Here is a 17,463-nt window from a genome sequence, read left to right on the forward strand (position 1 = left end):
GCACGGCCCGCATCGCCGTGCCGCGGGCCCGTCACCTTGCCTTCACCCGTTGCATTTCGGAGTCCTGATATGTGCCTTTCCATTCCCTCCCAGGTGGTGCAGCTGCACCCCGAAGACAACTGTGTCACCGTCGACACCCTGGGGGTACAACGCCGGGTCAGCTGCATGCTGCTCGATGAGCCCCTCGGGATCGGGGACTATGTGCTGCTCCACATCGGTTTTGTGATGAGCAAGATTGATGAAGAAGAGGCGCAGGCGAGCCTCGAGAGTTTCCGCCAGATGGTGGCCCTGATGCCTGAGCAAGAGACGCTGCCATGCTGACCCTGAATGATCTGTTCCAGGGCTTTCGTCAGCCCCAGGTGATCCGCGCCCTCGCAACCCAAATCACCGAGCTTGCAAAAGATCTGCCCGAACCGCTGCGGGTGATGGAGGTGTGCGGCGGCCATACCCACACCATCATGAAGTACGGCCTGCACCAGCTCTTGCCGGCGAACATCGAGTTCGTTCACGGCCCCGGCTGCCCGGTCTGCATCATGCCCAAGGAGCGCATCGATCAGGCCATGGCGCTGGCTCGCGAGCCCAACGTCATCCTGGTGACCCTGGGGGACATGATCCGGGTGCCGGGCTCCAGGGGTTCCTTGGCCCAGCAGCGGGCCAAGGGGAGCGATATCCGCCCCGTCTATGACCCCCTCGATGCCCTGCGCATCGCCAAGGAGAACCCGGACAAAACCGTGGTCTTCTTCGCCATCGGGTTCGAGACCTCCACTCCCATGACCGCCGCCTTGCTGGCGGCCGCCGAAGCTGAGGGGATTGAGAACCTGCTGTTTCATATCAACCATGTGCTGGTGCCCCCCGCCATCCACGCCGTGATGGCCGACGGGGTGGCCCGGGTCAACGCCTTTATTGGCCCCTCCCATGTCAGCGTCATCACGGGCGCCGATATCTATCTGCCCATCGTGGAGCGCTATCAGGTACCGGTAGTGGTGAGCGGCTTCGAGCCGGTGGATGTGATGGAGGCGCTCTTGATGATGGTGCGCCAGAAGGTGGAGGGACGCTGCGCCCTCGAGGTGCAATACAGCCGGGCCGTCACCGCCAGCGGCAATCAGGCGGCCCAGCGGCTGGTCGAGCGCTATTTTGAGACCCGCGAGCACTTTCGCTGGCGGGGCCTGGGGGATATCAACGCCTCCGCCCTGCGTCTGCACGATGACTTCGCCAGGCGTGATGCGGAGCGTCATTTCCAGCTTGATCAGACACCCATCGATGATCACAAGGCGTGCCAGTGCGCCGATATCCTGCGCGGACTGGCCAAGCCAAACCAGTGCAAGGTCTTTGGTCGTGGCTGCACCCCGACCCAGCCCATGGGCAGCTGCATGGTGAGCTCGGAGGGGGCCTGCAATGCCTATTACCGATATATGGGGATCCAATCACGATGAGAGAGAGTCAGTTAAGCCACGGCGGTCGTGTGAGCGGTCGAGATGAACCCGTCTGTTTCGTCAATCTTGTGGAGAGCCAGCCCCGATGAGAGAAATTCAACTTAGCCACGGCGGTGGCGGGGTGGAGATGAATCAGCTGATAAACCAGCTCTTCTTCCACCACTTTGGCAACGAGATCCTGCTGCGCGGCGAAGATGCCGCCCTGCTGCCGGTGGAGGGCCCCGTTGCCTTCACCACCGACAGCTTCACCGTCTCGCCGATTTTTTTTGAAGGGGGCGATATCGGCAAGCTGGCCATCGCCGGCACGGTCAACGATCTGGCCATGATGGGGGCCAAGCCGGAATACCTCAGTTGCAGCTTTATCATCGAGGAGGGCCTCCCTTACGCCGACCTCGCCCGCATCGTGGAATCCATGGCCCGGGAGCTTGCCAAGAGCGGTGCCCGCATCGTCTGCGGCGACACCAAGGTGGTGCCCAAGGGGGCGGCGGACAAGATCTTCATCAACACCAGCGGGGTCGGCAGCTTCCCGCTGCCAGAACAGAGCCGGGGCATTTCGGTGCGCAATATCAAGGCCGGTGACGCCATCCTGGTGTCGCGGGATATCGGCAGCCACGGCGCCTGCATCCTGATGGCCCGCGACGCCCTGCAGCTGGGATCTGATCTCAAGAGCGACTGCACCACCCTCTGGCCCCAGGTAGAGGCGCTACTGAACGCGGGCTTCACCCCCCACGCCCTGCGCGATGCCACCCGTGGCGGCCTCGCCGCCGTGCTCAACGAATGGAGCAGCGCCTCCCAGGTGGCCATCGAGCTGGAAGAGTCCGCCATTCCGGTCTGCGATCCGGTGCGCGGCCTGTGCGAGCTCTACGGCTTCGAGCCCTATGATCTCGCCAACGAGGGGACCATGGTGTTGGCCCTGCCCGCCGAGCAGGCGCAAGACGCCTTGGCCATCTTGCAGCAATTCAACCCCTCCGCCAGCCAGATTGGCGTGGTTCAGACCAGCGCGCAGCACAAGGTGATCCTGAGCAACCCCTGGGGCAGCCGCCGTTATCTGGAGCTGCCGCAAGGGGAACTGCTCCCGCGGATCTGTTAAGGAATCCCTATGCACGAAATGTCTCTGGCCATGGCCGCCATCGATCTGGCGGCCGAGCAGGCTACCCAGCGGGGCTTTCACAAGGTCACCGCCCTCTGGCTCGAGATCGGCAGCTTCTCCTGTGTCGATCAGAGCACCATCGCCTTCTGTTTCGAGGCCGCCGCCAAGGGGACCGTCGTCGAGGGTGCCCGCCTGCATTTTCAGCACAAGACGGCCGAAGGTTGGTGCTACGACTGCAGCAAGACGGTGCAGCTCAGCGAGCGGGGCCAGCCCTGCCCCGACTGTGGCGGATACAAGTTACGCGTCGCGCAGGGCGATAGCCTGCGCATCACCGATATCGAGGTAAGTTGAAATGTGTAGCGTATGCGGATGCGGCCAGGCGCGGATCGCCGGTCACGAACATGAACACGACCATGAGCACCATCACGACCATGCTCACTCCCACCACCATGAGCACGATCATCGCCATAGCCATGGCGACCATCACGAGCATGATCACGGACAAGATGCACCGCGCACCCTGATCGTTCACCACCACTACCACCATCAGGGGGATGTCCATCACCACTACCACGGTGTGCACTTCCCCATGGAGCCGGTGCCTCATGATCATGGCCACGAGCACACCCATGATCACCCTCACAACCATCACCATGATCATGCTCATCTGCACCATCATGCCCACCCCCATCAACATGATCACGCACACAGCCACTCTCATGAACATGAACATGAACATGAACATGAACATGAGCATGAGCATGAGCATGAGCATGAGCATGAGCATGAGCATGAGCAGGGTGATCTGCACTACGGCAAGGGGGAAGCGGGACTGTCGGTGCCCGGTATGGGGCAGCGCCAGCTGATCGCCATCGAGATGGATGTGCTGGCCAAGAACAACCTGCTGGCAGCCCACAACCGCGAACACTTCGAAGCCGCCAACCAGCTGGTGCTGAACCTGGTATCGAGCCCGGGCTCGGGCAAGACCACCTTGCTGTGCGAGACCCTGCGCCAGCTGGCGGGCAAGCGCCCCTGCGCCGTCATCGAGGGGGATCAGCAGACAAGCGCTGATGCCGATCGCATCCGTGCCACCGGTGTGCCCGCCATCCAGATCAACACCGGCAAGGGTTGCCATCTGGATGCCAAGATGGTGCACGACGCCTGCCACCAGCTGCCGACCCTGGATGGCGGCGTCCTCTTTATCGAGAACGTGGGCAACCTGGTCTGCCCCGCCAGCTTCGATCTCGGCGAGAAGTACAAGGTAGCGATCCTCTCCGTCACCGAGGGGGAAGAGAAGCCCCTCAAGTACCCGGACATGTTCGCCGCCGCCCAGCTGATGGTGATCAACAAGATTGACCTGCTGCCCTACGTGAGCTTCGATGTGGCCCGCTGCATCGAGAACGCCAAGCGAGTCAACCCCTATATCCAGGTGATCCAGGTGAGCGCCACCACGGGCGAAGGGATGGAAGCCTGGTTAAGCTGGCTGGCCAGTGCCTGAACCGGTTAAACGCCGCCGATAACGGTAGAAAACAAAAGAGGGAGGCTGATGCCTCCCTCTCTTTTATCTGCGCACCTTGCCAACGGTTCTCTCTGTCCAGAATGACCAGAGTCTCACACTCGCCCCCTCACCCTGGCCCTCTCCCCGGGGAGAGGGGGAACACGGCCACTCAGGCCGCGTGATGGGCTCTTTGCTCTGCCACCGGCTGCTCCTCGCCAACCCGGATGATGCGATGGCAGATCTGGCGCAGCAGCGCCTGCTGATGGCTGAAGATCAGCATGCCAAGCCACCGGTTCTCGCACTCGCGTATCAGCTCGCGCCAGATCTGGCGTTGCAGCCTGGGATCAAGCTGGGCGGTCACCTCGTCGGCGATCAGCAGCCGGGTGCGGGGATCGAGAGCCCGCAGCAGGGCGATACGGGCCAGCTCGCCGCCGGAGAGCTGACCGGGCTTTCGGCCAAGCCATTCGGGTTTGACCAGAAAACGGGCCAGCATGGCCTCGTCGGGGCGCCACACATCCCACAGCGCCTGGCCCGTGCTGCGGTGGGGATTGAAGGTGAGCTCGGGGTGCTGGGGCACCAGCTGGATGGGGTGGTAGCCCTTCCATTGCCGTGGAATCGCCTTGCCATCGAGCAGCAGGGTCCCCTCGCTCGCCGGCTGCCAGCCCGCCAGCACCCGTCCGAGGGTGGTCTTGCCATGGCCGCTCGGGGCGGAAATCCCCACTCGCTCGCCAGCCTGGATGGTGAGGCTCATCGCCTGCCAGAGCGCGCGATCCCCCTGACGCACGGTCAGATCTCGTACTTCAAACATCAGGACGCCTCCGGCGCAGAAAAGAGCGCGTTGAACTCCGGCAATGCCTGCCAGTGATCCCGCAGCATCTCGCTGCCCTGCCCCTGGCGCAGGTGGTGGCTGCTCAAGGTATCGCTCACCCGCCCCCGATGGAGCGCCACGATGCGATCGGCAAAGCGCGAGGCCAGCGCCAGATCGTGGGTAACCCAGAGGATGCCGCTGCCTTGGCTGGCGATCTCCCGCAACTGGGCCAGCAGCTGACAAGCCAGCTCCTCGTCGAGCCAGGCGGTGATCTCGTCCGCCAGGATAAAGCGGGCGCCGCTCAAGGCCGCGGTGCAGGCCAGGATGCGCTTGGCCATGCCGCCGGAGAGCTGGCGCGGATAGCGCGCCAGGGTCGCGGGGGGTAGCTGGTAGCGCGCAAGCTGCGCGCCAAGTTGCTCACGGGAACCGCGCTGGCCGCACAACCTGGCAGCACGGCCCAGCTGGCGCTCCACCGTCAGCAGCGGATTGAGGGCGCTCACCCCCTGCGGTACATAGCAGAGGGTGTGACCGCGCAGGCGGGCCCGACTCTCGTCGCACAGGGGATCGCCGTCGAGGGCAATGGTGCCGCGCATGCGCAGGTTGTCCGGCAGCAGGGTGAGCGCGCTTTGCAGCAGCAGGCTCTTGCCCTCACCGCTCCCCCCCACCAGCGCGACGATTTCGCCGGGGGCCAGTTGCAGGCTGATATCGGTCAGCAGCGGTCGCCACTGGCGCCGCCCCCACCAGGAGTAGTGGGCCGCCTCTATGGTCACCTTGTCGAAGGTCAGCATCGTTTACTCCCAAAAACAGTTGGATGGTTGCCCTGCCGCCCCTTGATCAGGGCAAGGCCGCACGGCGGGATCAGCACCCCTCCCCCCCGAACCAGAGCCGCTGCAGGGCGCGCGAGTAACCTGATCGAACTGCAGCGCCAGCGACAACATAATGAAACTGAGGAAGAGCGCCAACCAGACTGTGCTGACGCCAGATGGCGGTATCAAATATCAGCATGTATCCCCCCCAAACCAGAGCCGCTGCAGGGCGCGGGTGGCCTGATCAAACAGCAGCACCAGCAACAGCAGCATCAGACCGGGGAAGAGGGCCAGCCACCAGCCGCCCCCGGCGAGATAACGCAGGGCATCGGCCAGCAGCAGACCCAGCGAGGCCTCGTGGGCCGAGAGGCCAAACCCGAGAAAACTCAGGGCGGCGCTGTGCAGCACAGCGTGGGGGAACATCAACAGGGTGCCGATAAACCACTGGGGCAAGAGTCCAGGCAGCAGGTGGGCCCGCCAGCGGCGCCAGGACCCCATCCCCTGGCAACGGGCCAGGATCATATAGTCGCTGCTGGCGATGCGCCGTGCCTCGGCGCAAAGAATGAGTGCCAGCTTGGGCCAGTGGGTCAGCGCCACCGCCAGGATCACCCCGCGCATGCCGCCCCCCACGGTGAAGCAGATAAGGATCAGCAGCAGCATATGGGGCAATGCCAGCATGGCGTCGATGACCAGCCGCACCGCCACATCACAGCGCGGGTGAACCAGCGAGACACTCGCCGCCACCATGGCCAGCAGGCCGCTGCACAGGGCCGTGCCAAGACCAAGTTCGAGGCTGGTGAGGGTGCCCTGAAAGGCGCGTTGCCAAAGATCCCGCCCCATTTGGTCGGTCCCGAACCAGTGAGCCAGCGACGGCGGCTGATGGCGGGCCAGCAGATCCATGGGCACCTCGTGGGCCGAAAGCCCCCAGCCGTAACCGGCCAGCAGCGCCAGGGCAACCAGCGCAAACCCCAGACGCAGCAAGGAGGGAAGCGGATTAAACAGCATGCTCCCCCTCCCAACCGACATTCATGCGTGCCACCAGCAGGCGGGCGGCACTGTTGCCCAAAAAAACCAGCAGGGTGCAAAAGAGCACTATCCCCATCAGCAGGGGGATATCCCCCCTCAGCCCCGCATCCACGGTGGCCTGACCTAGCCCCGGGTAGGCGAAGACCTTCTCCGCCAGCAGCGACCCGCCAATCAGCTCACCCAGCGAGGCAAACTGCAGGCAGAGGGCCGGGGTCAGGGCGTGGCGCAGCACGTGAAAGCGCAGCATGGGCCAACCGCCATCCCCTTGCGCGCGGGCGTAGCGAATAAAGTCGCTCTCCAGCACCTCGGCCACCCGCCCCCGGGTGTGCAGGGCGATATTGCCAAGTCCCAGCAGGGTCAAGGTCGCCACCGGCAACACCAGATGCCTAGCTCGCATGGCCCAGTCCACCTCATCAGCCGACAGACCCGGGGTCCAGGCGCAGCAGACCGGAAGCCAAGGCCAGTGCACCGCAAACAGCGCCAGCAACAAGAGGCCGACCCAGAAGGTGGGCAGGGAGGCAAGCAGGTAAGCAAAACGGCAGATGAGGCGATCCGGCCAGCGGTTGAGGTAACGACCGGCGCACAGGCCCAGCAATATGCCCAGCGAGCCCGACAGCAACCAGGCACCCCCCAGCAGCAGGAAGGAGGCGGCAAAGCGACTGCCGATCACCTCACCCACAGGCGCGTTGTAGAGCATGGAGTAGCCCAGATCCCCCTTGAGCACCTGGGTAAACCAGTGCCAGTAGCGCAACCACAGGGGCTGATCCAGCCCCCAGCGGGCGGCGATGCGGGCGTACTGCTCGGGGGGCACGTGCAACAGATCGTTGCCGATATAGGCCTTGACGGGATCGATGGGGGAATAGCTCAGGAGCACGAAGGTCCCGAGCGATACCAGACACAGGAGCCCTGCCAGACGCAGCAGGGCTTTGCTCGCCATTTTCAGCATGGCAAACGAACTTAGCGGCACGTCCACCGCCAATCTTGCAGGTTGCCCAGCAAAGACCAGCTGCCGTGGATCTCCGGCGCCCCCTTGCCAAGGTCGATGCAACTATTGGCCAGATAGGTGTGCTGCACATTGAGCAGCCAGGCCCAGGCGGCATCCCCCTGCACTCCGGCGCCGGTTTTGCCATCCCACTCCACCTGCTGCCAGAACGGCACCGCCGCCTGCCAGTCGGGGGCATCCAGCGCCTGCTTGAGATGAGCATCCACCACCGGATTTTGGTAATAACCCGGGTTGTAGAACTCCACCCCGGCAGAGGCGCTCTGGTAGTGGTGATAGAGCTCCATGGGATCCAGGCTCCCCCACCCCATCAGCACAGGATTGGCGTGCATCTCGCGTTCCACCTGTTCCCAGCTGCCGGACTTGAGGCTCACCTCAAGGCCGATGGGTTTGAGCATGGCCCGCACCGCCTCGGCCAGATCCCGCCGGGTGCTGTCGCCGCTGGTATACCAGAGGGTGAAGGCGGCGCGCCGGGAGCCCTTGCGGCGAATGCCGTCTTCCCCTACCTGCCAGCCCGCCTCATCCAGCAGGGCGTTGGCACGGGCGACATCCCCATCCTTGAAAGCGGTCGCCTTGCCCTGCCAGGGCAGCCCCTCCACCGCGCTGTAGGCAGGGATGGCGTGCCCTTCCAGCAACTGATCGGCGAGCAGCTTGCGATCGATGGCATAGTTGATGGCCCTGCGCACCGCCACATCCGAGGTCACGTCGTTGCCGACGGGGTTGCCATTGGCATCCTTGCTACCCGCAGGCGGAATGGGGAAGACGATGCCGCGGTTCTCCACGCTCGGGCGCACCCAGAGCTTGAGGCTGTCGGGCACTGTGGGGGCCAGCGAAGGAGCGATGCGCACCAGATCGAGCTGACTGCTCCGGGCGGCGGCATAAGCGCTCTCTTCATCGATAAAGACGAACACCAGCCGCTTGAAGTCGTTGTTGCCACCGGCGTAATAGGGATTCGCCTCCACCACCAGCTGCTGGCCGGGCAAAAAGCTCACCAGCCGGTAGGGACCGGCGCCGACGGGATGGCGGGCGTAAGCCTTGGGATCGTAATCCTTCTTCGAGACGATACCCAAAGAGCCCAACACGTTGACGAAGGTACTCTGGGGGGCGCTCAAGGCAATCTCCACCTGGGTGGGCGACACCACTTTGGCCGAGACGAAGTTGCCCATGTCGATCTTGCCGCCGCCTTTGGCCGCGCTGTTGTAAGTGAAGGCCACGTCCTCGGCGGTGAGCGGCGCGCCGTTGGAGAATTTCAAGTTGGGTTTCAAGGTGACGAGCCACCCCTTGCCATCCTTGCTCGGGATCACCGACTCGGTCAGTACGCCCTGCCAGCTCAAGTCTGCATTCTGCTTGAGCAGTGGGCTGTGCAGCAGCAGGTAGCTGCCGTGACTCCAGCCAAGCAGGGGGTCAAACCCTTCGGTGGGTTCGCTACCGATGGCGAGTTTGAGCTCGGCGGGGACGGGTTGTGAGGCAGCCAGGACGGCCTGAGAGCCAACCCCCAGCAACAGAGCCAACAGGGCGGCTGCGCCGCGACGCAAACCGCTGACCTGATCATAACCTTGCATTGTCATGTGATCCCTTCTCTGTTTTGTCACTCATCGCGGGCAACAATTCGCCGGCGAAAGATGCGAGTGAGGGGCCAAAACGGCCCCTATTCTAAACCTGATGACGGATGAAACCTAACGCTCGGCGCCAGCGGCACCCGGCAGGCGCCGGCCACCAAACAGCCGTCGGCGCCCCAGATCCACGGTGCCACCGCCCTGTTGCACCGGCAGCGAGAGCAGCATCTTGAGGGTGCTGCTCACCAGTGCCCGCCCCTCGTCGGCCCCCAGGTGGGGATCGAGGGGGGACATGAGCGAGCAGGCCAGCAGCTGCCCCGTCTCGGGCAACTCCCCCACCATAAAGGTCATGTTGCCGCAGGGCAGTTGCAGCGCCAGGCGCGAGGCGACGGGGCGCAGCGGCCAGAGCTGATCCGCCCCGGGCAGCACCACCACGCTCAGCATCCAGGGGGTGAGCACGCAGCCGAGCCACTGCCCCTCAAACGCCACGCACTCGGCCACAACCGGTATGCCCTGGCGATAAAAGGGCAGTGTCTGCATCTCGTCCCGGGCGATGCGCTGGTACTGGGCCACCAGCAAGGGAGCCGGGTTTTCGGCAAAACCGGCAAACTCGGCCACGTCGGCGGGCGCCTCGCTTAAATGGGACTGCGCCATAGGCCCTCCTTGTGCATCTCTGCCCGCTCCTCTTCAGAGAGCGCAATGGCCGGGGTACCGAGCTCGGCCAGCAGGGTCAAAATCCGCCCCTTGGCCTCCTCCATCGCGGCCGCCACCACGGGGGTGAGGCCGATATGGGGTTCGAGGGACTCGGGTTCGACCCCGATCAGGGTGAGCCGCTTGGGCGACTCCCCCGTCATATGCAGTGCAGAGAGCACGTCCGCCAGCCCCAGTTGGTGGGGGGAGATCTTGCGGCCAAACAGGGTCGGGATCTCCTCATCCTTCAGGGTCACCACGGTGCCGGGGGGATTGCCGCTTCGCACCGCGTCCGCCAGTATGATGTGATCGCGGCTCGCCATCGCCTCCAGCAGCTCCATGCCGGCGGTGCCGCCGTCGAGCAGCTCGATACCGGGGGCGAAGCGGTATTCGCGCCCCAGCGCCTCGACGATGCGCACCCCCACTGCCTCGTCGCTCAAGAGCAGGTTGCCCACTCCCAGGATCAGGGTATTCATCACAGCACCTTCACCTGGGTCACGTCGCCATTTTGGGTATCCACCACGTGGACCGCGCAGGACATGCAGGGGTCAAAGGAGTGGATGGTGCGCACCACCTCGAGAGGCTTGGCGGGATCGGCCACCGGGGTGCCCACCAGGGACTGCTCGTAGGGGCCTGGCTCGTCGTTGAAGTTGCGCGGCCCCGAGTTCCAGGTCGAGGGCACCACCGCCTGATAGTTGGCGATCTTGCCCTCCTTGATGACCACCCAGTGGGAGAGCATGCCGCGCGGGGCCTCTTCAAAGCCCACGCCACGAAACTCCTTGTCCGCCGGGATCTCCGCCTTGATATAGGCGGTGGTGTCCCCCTTGCCGATGTTCTCCACCAGCGCCTGCCACTGGTGCGCCAGGGTGTCTTTGAGCACGCAGCAGCGCACCGCCCGGCCGATGATGCGCCCCATGGTGGAGTGCAGTTGCTCGGGCTTGATGGCCGCCCCGGTGAGGGTCTTGTAGACACCATTGAGCTGATCAAAATGCGCCACTGTATCCGGGTGCTTGGCCGCGAGTTTCACCAAGAGGTCTGCGAGCGGCCCTACTTCCACCACCTTGCCGTAGAAGGTGGGGGATTTGACCCAGGAGTACTTGCCGTCATCCTGCCAGCCGGTGTAGTTCGGCTCGGTCTTGCCCTCCCAGGGCTTGAGGGGTTCGTCATCCTGGTACCAGGCATGCTTGTTGCTCTCGGCGATGCCGTCCATCAGCCAGGCATCCTGGTGACTCTCGATGGGGCGATAGTTCGCCAGATCGCCGTTCTTGATGTAACCGCCCGGCATCAGGAAGCTGCCGCCGTTGCCGTCGGTGGGGAGCTCAGGCACGCTCAGGTAGTGCTTGGCCCCCTGCCCCAGGGTCAGCCACTCGGGATAGTGGGCGGCGATGATGGCGGCGTCCACCTTGTAGACCTGCTCGATAAACTCGCCGAGGCGATCGATGAAGCTCTTCACATACATGAGGCGCTCGAGGTTGAGCACGCTCGGAGCATCCAGGTTGATGGGGTTGGCGACACCGCCCACCGCCAGGTTCTGGATGTGGGGGGATTTGCCCCCCAGGATGGCGACGATGCGGTTGGCATCGCGCTGGCACTCCAGGGCTTGCAGGTAGTGGGCCACGGCGATGAGGTTCACCTCCGGGCTCAGTTTCATCTCCTTGTGACCCCAGTAGCCGTTGGCGAAGATGCCGAGCTGGCCGCTTGCCACCAGGGCGCGGATCTTGTCCTGCACCTTGGTCAGCTCATCGGCGCTGTTGAGGGACCAGGTCGATACCCCCTTGAGCATGTCCGCCGCCTTCTGCGGGTTGGCCTGCAGGGCCGCCGTGATGTCCACCCAGTCCAGCGCCGAGAGCTGGTAGAAGTGGACGATGTGATCGTGAATGTTGTGGGCCGCAATGATGAGGTTGCGGATGTACTGGGCATTGACCGGCACCTTGGCGCCGATGGCGTTCTCCACCGCCCGCACCGAGGCGATGGCGTGAATGGAGGTGCACACCCCGCAGATGCGCTGCACTATCATCCAGGCGTCGCGCGGGTCGTTGCCCTTGACGATCTCTTCCATCCCGCGCCACATGGTGCCGGATGACCAGGCTTTGGTCACTTTTCCGCCTTCGATTTCACAGTCGATACGCAGGTGCCCCTCGATGCGGGTGATGGGGTCTATGGTGATACGTTGGCTCATACGTTGGCTTTCCCTCGGGCCTGATAATCTTGGTGAACACGTTCAAGTGATGGCAGTACCGGCAACAGCCGGATCAGCAGCAAATAGGCACACACTTCGATGGCAACGAAGCCAAGGGAGATCAGCACCTCCTCGGTGCTGGGGAAGTAGTGATAGCCATTGCCGGGGTTGAAGGCGAGCAGGGAGTAATCCAGTCGCCAGAGGGCCGAGCCCAGCAACATGCTGAGGGCCCCCAGGAACAACATGCGCGAGTCGCGGCGGCTCTTGTCCCAGTGGAACACCAGCAGCGGGAAGATCATCAGCGCAATCTCGCTCCAGAACATGATGGAGTAGCGACTCCACTCGGAGAGATACTCCGACTTGTCGTGGATGACGATCTCCGCAAAGCGCAGGGCCACAAACAGGATCAGGAAGATGTCGATCACCTGGGTCAGTTTGTAGAAGAGCGGCTTCTCGTTGGGGCCGCGCCCCGCCAGTCCCGCCTGCACCAGGGATCCTTCAAACACCACGATGGAGAAGCCCATGATGAAGGCGGTCAGAAGCGAGAAGACCGGCAGCAGCTCGTAGCTTTGCCAGAGCGGATGGATCTTCTCCCCCGCCACTATCATCAGGGAGCCCATGGAGGACTGGTGCATGGTGGGCAGCAGGGCCCCGAGCGCCAAGATGAAGAACATGATCTTGTTGAGCCGCGCCATGGAGGTCTTCCAGCCGAACTTCTCCAGCAGCACGGGGGCGAACTCCAGGGCCATCACACCGATGTAGATGGTCATGCAGACCGCCGTCTCGAACAGCACCGAGGAGGTGTTGAAGTGACCCGGCAGGTAGAAGTACGGCAGGTTCCAGTAACGACCCACGTCGATGGTGATGGAGAGCCCCCCCAGGGAATAACCAAAGAGGCTCGCCAGCAGCGCCGGACGCACCAGGGGGTGATACTCGCCCCGGTTGAAGACGTAGACGGCCCAGGCCAGCGCCCAGCCACCGCACGCGAAACCGGTACCGATCAGCAGATCAAAGGAGATCCACAGACCCCAGGGGTAGCCCCCATTGAGATCGGTAACCGAGCCCAGTCCGAAAAACAGCCGCTTCAAGATCAGCATGCCGCACAGCACGGCGAAGGGCGCCAGCACCAGCACCGGCCAGCTGACCAGCTTGCCGCCGAGCGGATGCGCCTTGTGATTACTCATGATCCTTGCCTCCCTTGTCACTACCCTGATCGTGGCCTGCATCATGGTGGTGATCGTGGCCGTTCTTCTTGGTATTGCGGCGGATCAGCACCGAGAGTCCGGTCAGCACCACCATGGGCAGCACCATCCCCTTGTAGAGGGTGTGCTGGATATGCTCGGAGCGGGCGCCGGAAGAGAGCTCCGGCAGATCGGGCATGTCGAGCTTGGTGTAGGGCACGCCGGCCAGCACCAGCACCTGGGTGCCGCCGCCCTCTTTCTCGCCATAGACGTAGGGCTGGTAGTTGGGCACTTGGTGCAGGTAAGGGTCATTGGCCTGCAGGGTCTGGCGTGGATAGGCGTATTCGCTGCCGGGGGGCGCCAGCAGACGGCGCTTGGCCTCGGCCAGCAGCTCTTCACGGGTGCCGAAGATGACGGCGCCGGTGGGGCACACCTCGACACAGCCGGGCAGCTTGCCCTGATCGATCCGCTCAAGCCCCTTCTGGTTGCACAGCTCGCACTTGTGAATGGCGCCCAGCGGGTTGTCGTACTCGTATTTGGGTACGTCGTAGGGGCAGCCCACCATGCAGTAGCGACAACCGGTACAGACGTCCGGGTCGTAGTGGACGATGCCGGTCTTGGGATCCTTTTTAAGGGCCTGCACCGGGCAGACGGAGACACAGTTGGGATCGACGCAGTGCATGCACTGCTTCTTGATGTAGGCGTAACCATCCACCAGCTGATCTTTGTGCTCCCCGGTGCCACTTCGCCACACCTGGATGATGTTGTTGGTGTAGGGGGTCAGCTTGTCGTTGTTGGACCAGATCTGATCGCCGGCCGGATTGGCCGGGTTGCCGTTCAGGCGCTGGCACTCCGCCACGCAGGCCTGACAGCCGACGCAAAGGGTGGAGTCGTACAGCATGCCCAACGCCCCGGGGATGGGCGGGTTGTTCTGGGCGCCCGCCAGAGCGTTGCCGGAGACGGTGGTGCCCGCCGCCAGTGCACCGACTGAGGCGAATTTGAGGAAATTGCGTCTGTTCACGGTTACTCCTCCCGTGATGGGTGCTGCCCGGCTTCGTGGCGCTTCTGCTGGCGTCCGAGTTCACGCACCGTCATCAGACTCACCCCGACCAGCACCCCGAGGGCGCCACCGATGAGGCCGCTGGCCGTCGGGGTGATGTGCCCCCCTTCCTGGATGGCCACATCGGGCTTCTCTGCCCGTGGGGTGGGATTTTCCACCTTGGCAAGCTGGAAGATCCCCTTGCTAAAACCCACCCCCTGCTCGTTGCAGCCGTAGCAAGGATGGCCGATGCCCACCGGCCAGATGCCGCCGCCGATGTCGCAAAACTCCAGAGTCGAGCAGTTGCCGTAGGTTTCGGGGCCCTTGCAGCCCAGGTGATAGAGGCACCAGCCCTGACGGTGACCCTCGTCGCCAAACTCCTTGGCAAAGCGGCCGGCATCGAAGTGGGGGCGACGCTCGCAGTTCTCGTGGATGAGCCGCTCGTAGGCAAACAACGGGCGCTTCTTAGCATCCAGCGCCGGCAGCTTGCCGTAGGTGATGTAGTAGGCCACCGTGGTGAGGAAGTTGTGGGGGTTGGGCGGGCAACCCGGAATATTGATGATGGGAGTGCCGATATTGCCGAGGGCCTCTTCCAGGCTCACGGCGCCTGTGGGGTTGCCACCGCTGGCGGGTACCCCGCCCCAGGCGGAGCAGGAGCCGATGGCGATGACGGCAGCCGCGTCGGCTGCGGCGCGGCGAATGTGATCGACGATGGGCTCACCGGCCACCATGCAGTAGATGCCGCCATCCTTGAGCGGAATGGAGCCATCCACCACCAGCACGTACTTGCCCTTGTAACGCTCGATGGCGTTGTGCTTGTTCTGTTCCGCCTGATGACCAAAGGCCGCCGAGAGCACCTCGTGATACTCGAGCGAAATGGTGTTGAGGATCAGGTTCTCTATGGTGGGGTGAGTGGCACGGAGCAGCGATTCGGTACAACCGGTACACTCCTGCGCGCCGATCCAGATCACCGGAGGCCGCTCGGGGCTGGTGAGTGCCGTGGCCATCTGGGCCACCGCATGTTGACTTAATCCCAGGGTTGCGGCCATCCCGGCGCACAATTTCATAAAATCACGGCGACTAATTCCATGAGCCGATAAAAAATTATCCTCGACCATTCTTCTTATTCCCGTTTGTGAGCACTTGTTTAAATGCTTAGTAACGGAAATGCTAAGGATTCACTCCCCCTGCTATATTGATCTCCATCAATTCCCTTGGGGTTACCCATATATTCCGGGCGAGTTACATCACAAATAACCTCATTTACCCCCAAAGGGATACTTAATGCCTCGTGGTTTTTATAATTTTAATTGGATATTAATTAATTAATCAAAGAGACAAAACTTGTTCTTTTTTATTTTATTTAACACTGCATGAAGTGGTTCAAACAGGCTTATTTAACAGACTGTTTTCTTGCCTTAACTGGCTACTGATATATACCTTTAGCCATTATGCTGCATATATGCCACCGCCCCCAGCCAGGGCTTGCGCCACCTCACTCCATGACTGAAGGACAGCGCCGCATACCTTGCCAAACCTGACGTCTATAGCATCCTGACACGACTTCCCTTCCTCTAACAAACGGCTCCAGATGAGGGCGACAACCATGAATAGTAGATATTAAGAGGCAGCTATAGGGGATCTCATCGGCAATAAAATGCATCAGCATTCAAATTTTCAGCGTGAATAAAGGTTGGCCTTCAGGAGAGCAGACAATCATTTAAACTTTTTTATAACCTGGCTGTTAACCATTGAAAAACATGGATGTTAACACCTGAAACAGAAACATTTACCTTCACGTCACCTTGCCGGATTGACCAGGGCGTAAATAGATAGAACGCCCCTCATGACATTGATAATAATTCTTGTTTCATGGAAGCGTGCACTATTATCTGGTTGCACTTTCGCCCCCTTTAAATATGTTGCGCAACAGCACGCTGATTGCTTTTTATCAGCGAAGCAACCTCTCCCAGCCGTCCACCACGCAGGCGTAAGCCTGCCCCGCGCGATAACCGGCGCCTGCCAGCTGGCGGGCGTTGGCACCAAGCGCGCTGACCCGCGCCGGATCCGCCTGCAAGGCACCAAGGACTCGAGCCAGATCCTCCGCATCTCCCGGCAGGTATTTGCAGCAATGGATGCCGTCACCAAGCTGCCTGTCCCACCAGGCCCCGTCGGCGGGGATCACCACACACAGGCCGGCAGCCATCGCCTCCAGAATGGAGAGGCCGAACGGTTCCTGATGGCTGGTCGAGACGAAGATGCCGCAGCGGGCGCGGATCTCGTCCAGATTGGCGGGATTGGCATGCCAGCGGGTATCGGGCAGATCCGGTCTCGGTTGGCTGCAGGGCTGCAAGGTTCCCTTTGGCTGCAGGTAGCAGACCTCCAGTTCGGGGCGCGGCCCGCTCATGGCCTGATGGGCCGCCAGCATGGTCTCGAGCCCCTTCCAGCGCAGCAGGGAAGCCGCCCACAGGATGCGGGGACCGCCCCGGGTGGCCGTCGGCCACTGCTCATCACCGAGGCCATTGGTGAAAGGTTGCCAGTGAGCGGGAAACGCCGACTCGCCGAGCCGGTGTAAAAGGACGCCAAGGGAGGGGCGGCAGCTCTCGAGATAACAGACCTGGCTGGCACGCCACAGGGCGCGTGCCGAGAGTCCGGAGCAGCCAACCGGGCCATGGATAAGCTGCACCACGGGAATGCCGAGCACCCGGGCCGCCCAGTAGCTGCACAGATCCACCCCGGGGCCGGAGGCAGCCAGCAGGCAGCGCACCTGCCCCAATCGCCAGCAGAGCGCCAGGATCATCAGGGTCTGCCAGCCCTGCTTGAGCAGATAACCGGCCCCGGATTCGCGCCCCCGCAACCAGGAAGGGAGCCAGAGCCTGTGGTGCCGGCAACGGGGCCAGGAGTCGGGATCCTGGGTCAGCACATGGCAGGCCAGCTCAGAAAATCGCCCGGCCAGCTCGTCCAGCATCACCTCGGTGGCCACCTTGGAGCCGCCGCGAAAAGAGATGGGGTCCACCAGCACTATCTTGCCCGCTTCTCCTTCTCGGCCGCGCTTTCCCTTGCCGGCAGCCGCATCCTGGTGCTGGGTCATGATTGCACTCCTTTATCCGATTGGATGGCCGCGGCCCGGCCCCCAGCCAGCAGGCCTTCCCCCGCC

General features: G+C 62.8%; 17 protein-coding genes. 5 read left to right on the forward strand and 12 right to left on the reverse strand.

Annotated features, from left to right (window positions below; genetic code table 11):
• Positions 1–69 precede the first annotated feature (69 nt).
• From BN1123_RS08595 to hypB, 5 genes are all read left to right on the forward strand, one after another.
• Complete coding sequence (locus tag BN1123_RS08595) at positions 70–321, forward strand: HypC/HybG/HupF family hydrogenase formation chaperone (RefSeq protein WP_026458475.1); 252 nt, start codon at positions 70–72, stop codon at positions 319–321.
• Complete coding sequence (gene hypD / locus BN1123_RS08600; protein ID WP_042026440.1) at positions 315–1,433, forward strand: hydrogenase formation protein HypD; 1,119 nt, start codon at positions 315–317, stop codon at positions 1,431–1,433. Before BN1123_RS08595 ends, hypD begins: the two co-directional genes overlap by 7 nt.
• 85 nt (positions 1,434–1,518) lie before the next feature.
• On the forward strand, positions 1,519–2,523 hold the full coding sequence (hypE, locus tag BN1123_RS08605; protein WP_042026441.1) for a hydrogenase expression/formation protein HypE: 1,005 nt from the start codon (positions 1,519–1,521) through the stop codon (positions 2,521–2,523).
• Positions 2,524–2,532: 9 nt separating this feature from the next.
• Positions 2,533–2,874, forward strand: coding sequence for a hydrogenase maturation nickel metallochaperone HypA (gene hypA / locus BN1123_RS08610; RefSeq protein ID WP_042026442.1), 342 nt, complete (start codon positions 2,533–2,535; stop codon positions 2,872–2,874).
• A gap of 238 nt (positions 2,875–3,112) precedes the next feature.
• Positions 3,113–4,021: a hydrogenase nickel incorporation protein HypB gene (gene hypB, locus BN1123_RS08615; RefSeq protein WP_326938638.1), complete on the forward strand. Its 909-nt coding sequence runs from the start codon at positions 3,113–3,115 to the stop codon at positions 4,019–4,021.
• Positions 4,022–4,190: 169 nt separating this feature from the next.
• Here hypB and BN1123_RS08620 read toward each other — a convergent pair whose 3' ends face one another.
• The 12 genes from BN1123_RS08620 to BN1123_RS08675 all read right to left on the reverse strand — a co-directional run bounded on the left by BN1123_RS08620 (position 4,191) and on the right by BN1123_RS08675 (position 17,397).
• Positions 4,191–4,829 (reverse strand): ATP-binding cassette domain-containing protein, encoded by a 639-nt coding sequence (locus tag BN1123_RS08620; RefSeq protein ID WP_042026444.1) that lies wholly within the window; start codon positions 4,827–4,829, stop codon positions 4,191–4,193.
• Positions 4,829–5,617 carry an ATP-binding cassette domain-containing protein gene (locus BN1123_RS08625; RefSeq protein ID WP_026458563.1) on the reverse strand — a complete coding sequence of 263 codons (789 nt, stop codon included), beginning with the start codon at positions 5,615–5,617 and terminating at the stop codon, positions 4,829–4,831. The genes BN1123_RS08620 and BN1123_RS08625 overlap by 1 nt, the downstream gene beginning before the upstream one ends.
• A gap of 210 nt (positions 5,618–5,827) precedes the next feature.
• A complete protein-coding gene (locus BN1123_RS08630) occupies positions 5,828–6,640 on the reverse strand; it encodes an ABC transporter permease (protein ID WP_042026445.1) in 813 nt (270 codons plus the stop codon).
• Complete coding sequence (locus BN1123_RS08635; protein WP_042026447.1) at positions 6,630–7,634, reverse strand: ABC transporter permease; 1,005 nt, start codon at positions 7,632–7,634, stop codon at positions 6,630–6,632. Before BN1123_RS08635 ends, BN1123_RS08630 begins: the two co-directional genes overlap by 11 nt.
• The gene (locus BN1123_RS08640) at positions 7,619–9,229 is read right to left on the reverse strand and encodes an ABC transporter substrate-binding protein (protein WP_042026449.1); all 1,611 of its coding nucleotides are present in this window, start codon (positions 9,227–9,229) and stop codon (positions 7,619–7,621) included. The genes BN1123_RS08635 and BN1123_RS08640 overlap by 16 nt, the downstream gene beginning before the upstream one ends.
• Positions 9,230–9,337: 108 nt before the next feature.
• Positions 9,338–9,871, reverse strand: coding sequence for a hydrogenase-2 assembly chaperone (gene hybE / locus BN1123_RS08645; protein WP_042026451.1), 534 nt, complete (start codon positions 9,869–9,871; stop codon positions 9,338–9,340).
• Positions 9,853–10,383 carry a HyaD/HybD family hydrogenase maturation endopeptidase gene (locus BN1123_RS08650; protein ID WP_042026452.1) on the reverse strand — a complete coding sequence of 177 codons (531 nt, stop codon included), beginning with the start codon at positions 10,381–10,383 and terminating at the stop codon, positions 9,853–9,855. The genes hybE and BN1123_RS08650 overlap by 19 nt, the downstream gene beginning before the upstream one ends.
• The gene (hybC, locus tag BN1123_RS08655) at positions 10,383–12,086 is read right to left on the reverse strand and encodes a hydrogenase 2 large subunit (RefSeq protein WP_042026454.1); all 1,704 of its coding nucleotides are present in this window, start codon (positions 12,084–12,086) and stop codon (positions 10,383–10,385) included. Before hybC ends, BN1123_RS08650 begins: the two co-directional genes overlap by 1 nt.
• On the reverse strand, positions 12,083–13,270 hold the full coding sequence (gene hybB, locus BN1123_RS08660; protein WP_026457707.1) for a Ni/Fe-hydrogenase cytochrome b subunit: 1,188 nt from the start codon (positions 13,268–13,270) through the stop codon (positions 12,083–12,085). Before hybB ends, hybC begins: the two co-directional genes overlap by 4 nt.
• A complete protein-coding gene (hybA, locus tag BN1123_RS08665; RefSeq protein ID WP_042026456.1) occupies positions 13,263–14,288 on the reverse strand; it encodes a hydrogenase 2 operon protein HybA in 1,026 nt (341 codons plus the stop codon). The genes hybB and hybA overlap by 8 nt, the downstream gene beginning before the upstream one ends.
• Positions 14,289–14,290: 2 nt before the next feature.
• Positions 14,291–15,424: a hydrogenase 2 small subunit gene (hybO, locus tag BN1123_RS08670; protein ID WP_042026457.1), complete on the reverse strand. Its 1,134-nt coding sequence runs from the start codon at positions 15,422–15,424 to the stop codon at positions 14,291–14,293.
• A gap of 833 nt (positions 15,425–16,257) precedes the next feature.
• The gene (locus BN1123_RS08675) at positions 16,258–17,397 is read right to left on the reverse strand and encodes a glycosyltransferase family 4 protein (RefSeq protein WP_082037507.1); all 1,140 of its coding nucleotides are present in this window, start codon (positions 17,395–17,397) and stop codon (positions 16,258–16,260) included.
• Positions 17,398–17,463 lie beyond the last annotated feature (66 nt).

The organism is Aeromonas enteropelogenes (genome assembly GCF_000819845.1).
Lineage (GTDB): Bacteria > Pseudomonadota > Gammaproteobacteria > Enterobacterales > Aeromonadaceae > Aeromonas > Aeromonas enteropelogenes.

Excerpts from the sequence above, each read along its gene's own strand:
- BN1123_RS08640 (WP_042026449.1), bottom strand. The coding sequence starts at position 9,229 with ATGACAATGCAAGGTTATGATCAGGTCAGCGGTTTGCGTCGCGGCGCA.
- hybC (WP_042026454.1), bottom strand. The coding sequence starts at position 12,086 with ATGAGCCAACGTATCACCATAGACCCCATCACCCGCATCGAGGGGCAC.
- hybB (WP_026457707.1), bottom strand. The coding sequence starts at position 13,270 with ATGAGTAATCACAAGGCGCATCCGCTCGGCGGCAAGCTGGTCAGCTGG.
- BN1123_RS08650 (WP_042026452.1), bottom strand. The coding sequence starts at position 10,383 with ATGAATACCCTGATCCTGGGAGTGGGCAACCTGCTCTTGAGCGACGAG.
- BN1123_RS08625 (WP_026458563.1), bottom strand. The coding sequence starts at position 5,617 with ATGCTGACCTTCGACAAGGTGACCATAGAGGCGGCCCACTACTCCTGG.
- hypE (WP_042026441.1), top strand. The coding sequence starts at position 1,519 with ATGAGAGAAATTCAACTTAGCCACGGCGGTGGCGGGGTGGAGATGAAT.
- BN1123_RS08630 (WP_042026445.1), bottom strand. The coding sequence starts at position 6,640 with ATGCTGTTTAATCCGCTTCCCTCCTTGCTGCGTCTGGGGTTTGCGCTG.
- BN1123_RS08595 (WP_026458475.1), top strand. The coding sequence starts at position 70 with ATGTGCCTTTCCATTCCCTCCCAGGTGGTGCAGCTGCACCCCGAAGAC.
- hybE (WP_042026451.1), bottom strand. The coding sequence starts at position 9,871 with ATGGCGCAGTCCCATTTAAGCGAGGCGCCCGCCGACGTGGCCGAGTTT.
- hypD (WP_042026440.1), top strand. The coding sequence starts at position 315 with ATGCTGACCCTGAATGATCTGTTCCAGGGCTTTCGTCAGCCCCAGGTG.
- BN1123_RS08620 (WP_042026444.1), bottom strand. The coding sequence starts at position 4,829 with ATGTTTGAAGTACGAGATCTGACCGTGCGTCAGGGGGATCGCGCGCTC.
- hypB (WP_326938638.1), top strand. The coding sequence starts at position 3,113 with ATGGAGCCGGTGCCTCATGATCATGGCCACGAGCACACCCATGATCAC.
- hybO (WP_042026457.1), bottom strand. The coding sequence starts at position 15,424 with ATGGTCGAGGATAATTTTTTATCGGCTCATGGAATTAGTCGCCGTGAT.
- hypA (WP_042026442.1), top strand. The coding sequence starts at position 2,533 with ATGCACGAAATGTCTCTGGCCATGGCCGCCATCGATCTGGCGGCCGAG.
- BN1123_RS08675 (WP_082037507.1), bottom strand. The coding sequence starts at position 17,397 with ATGACCCAGCACCAGGATGCGGCTGCCGGCAAGGGAAAGCGCGGCCGA.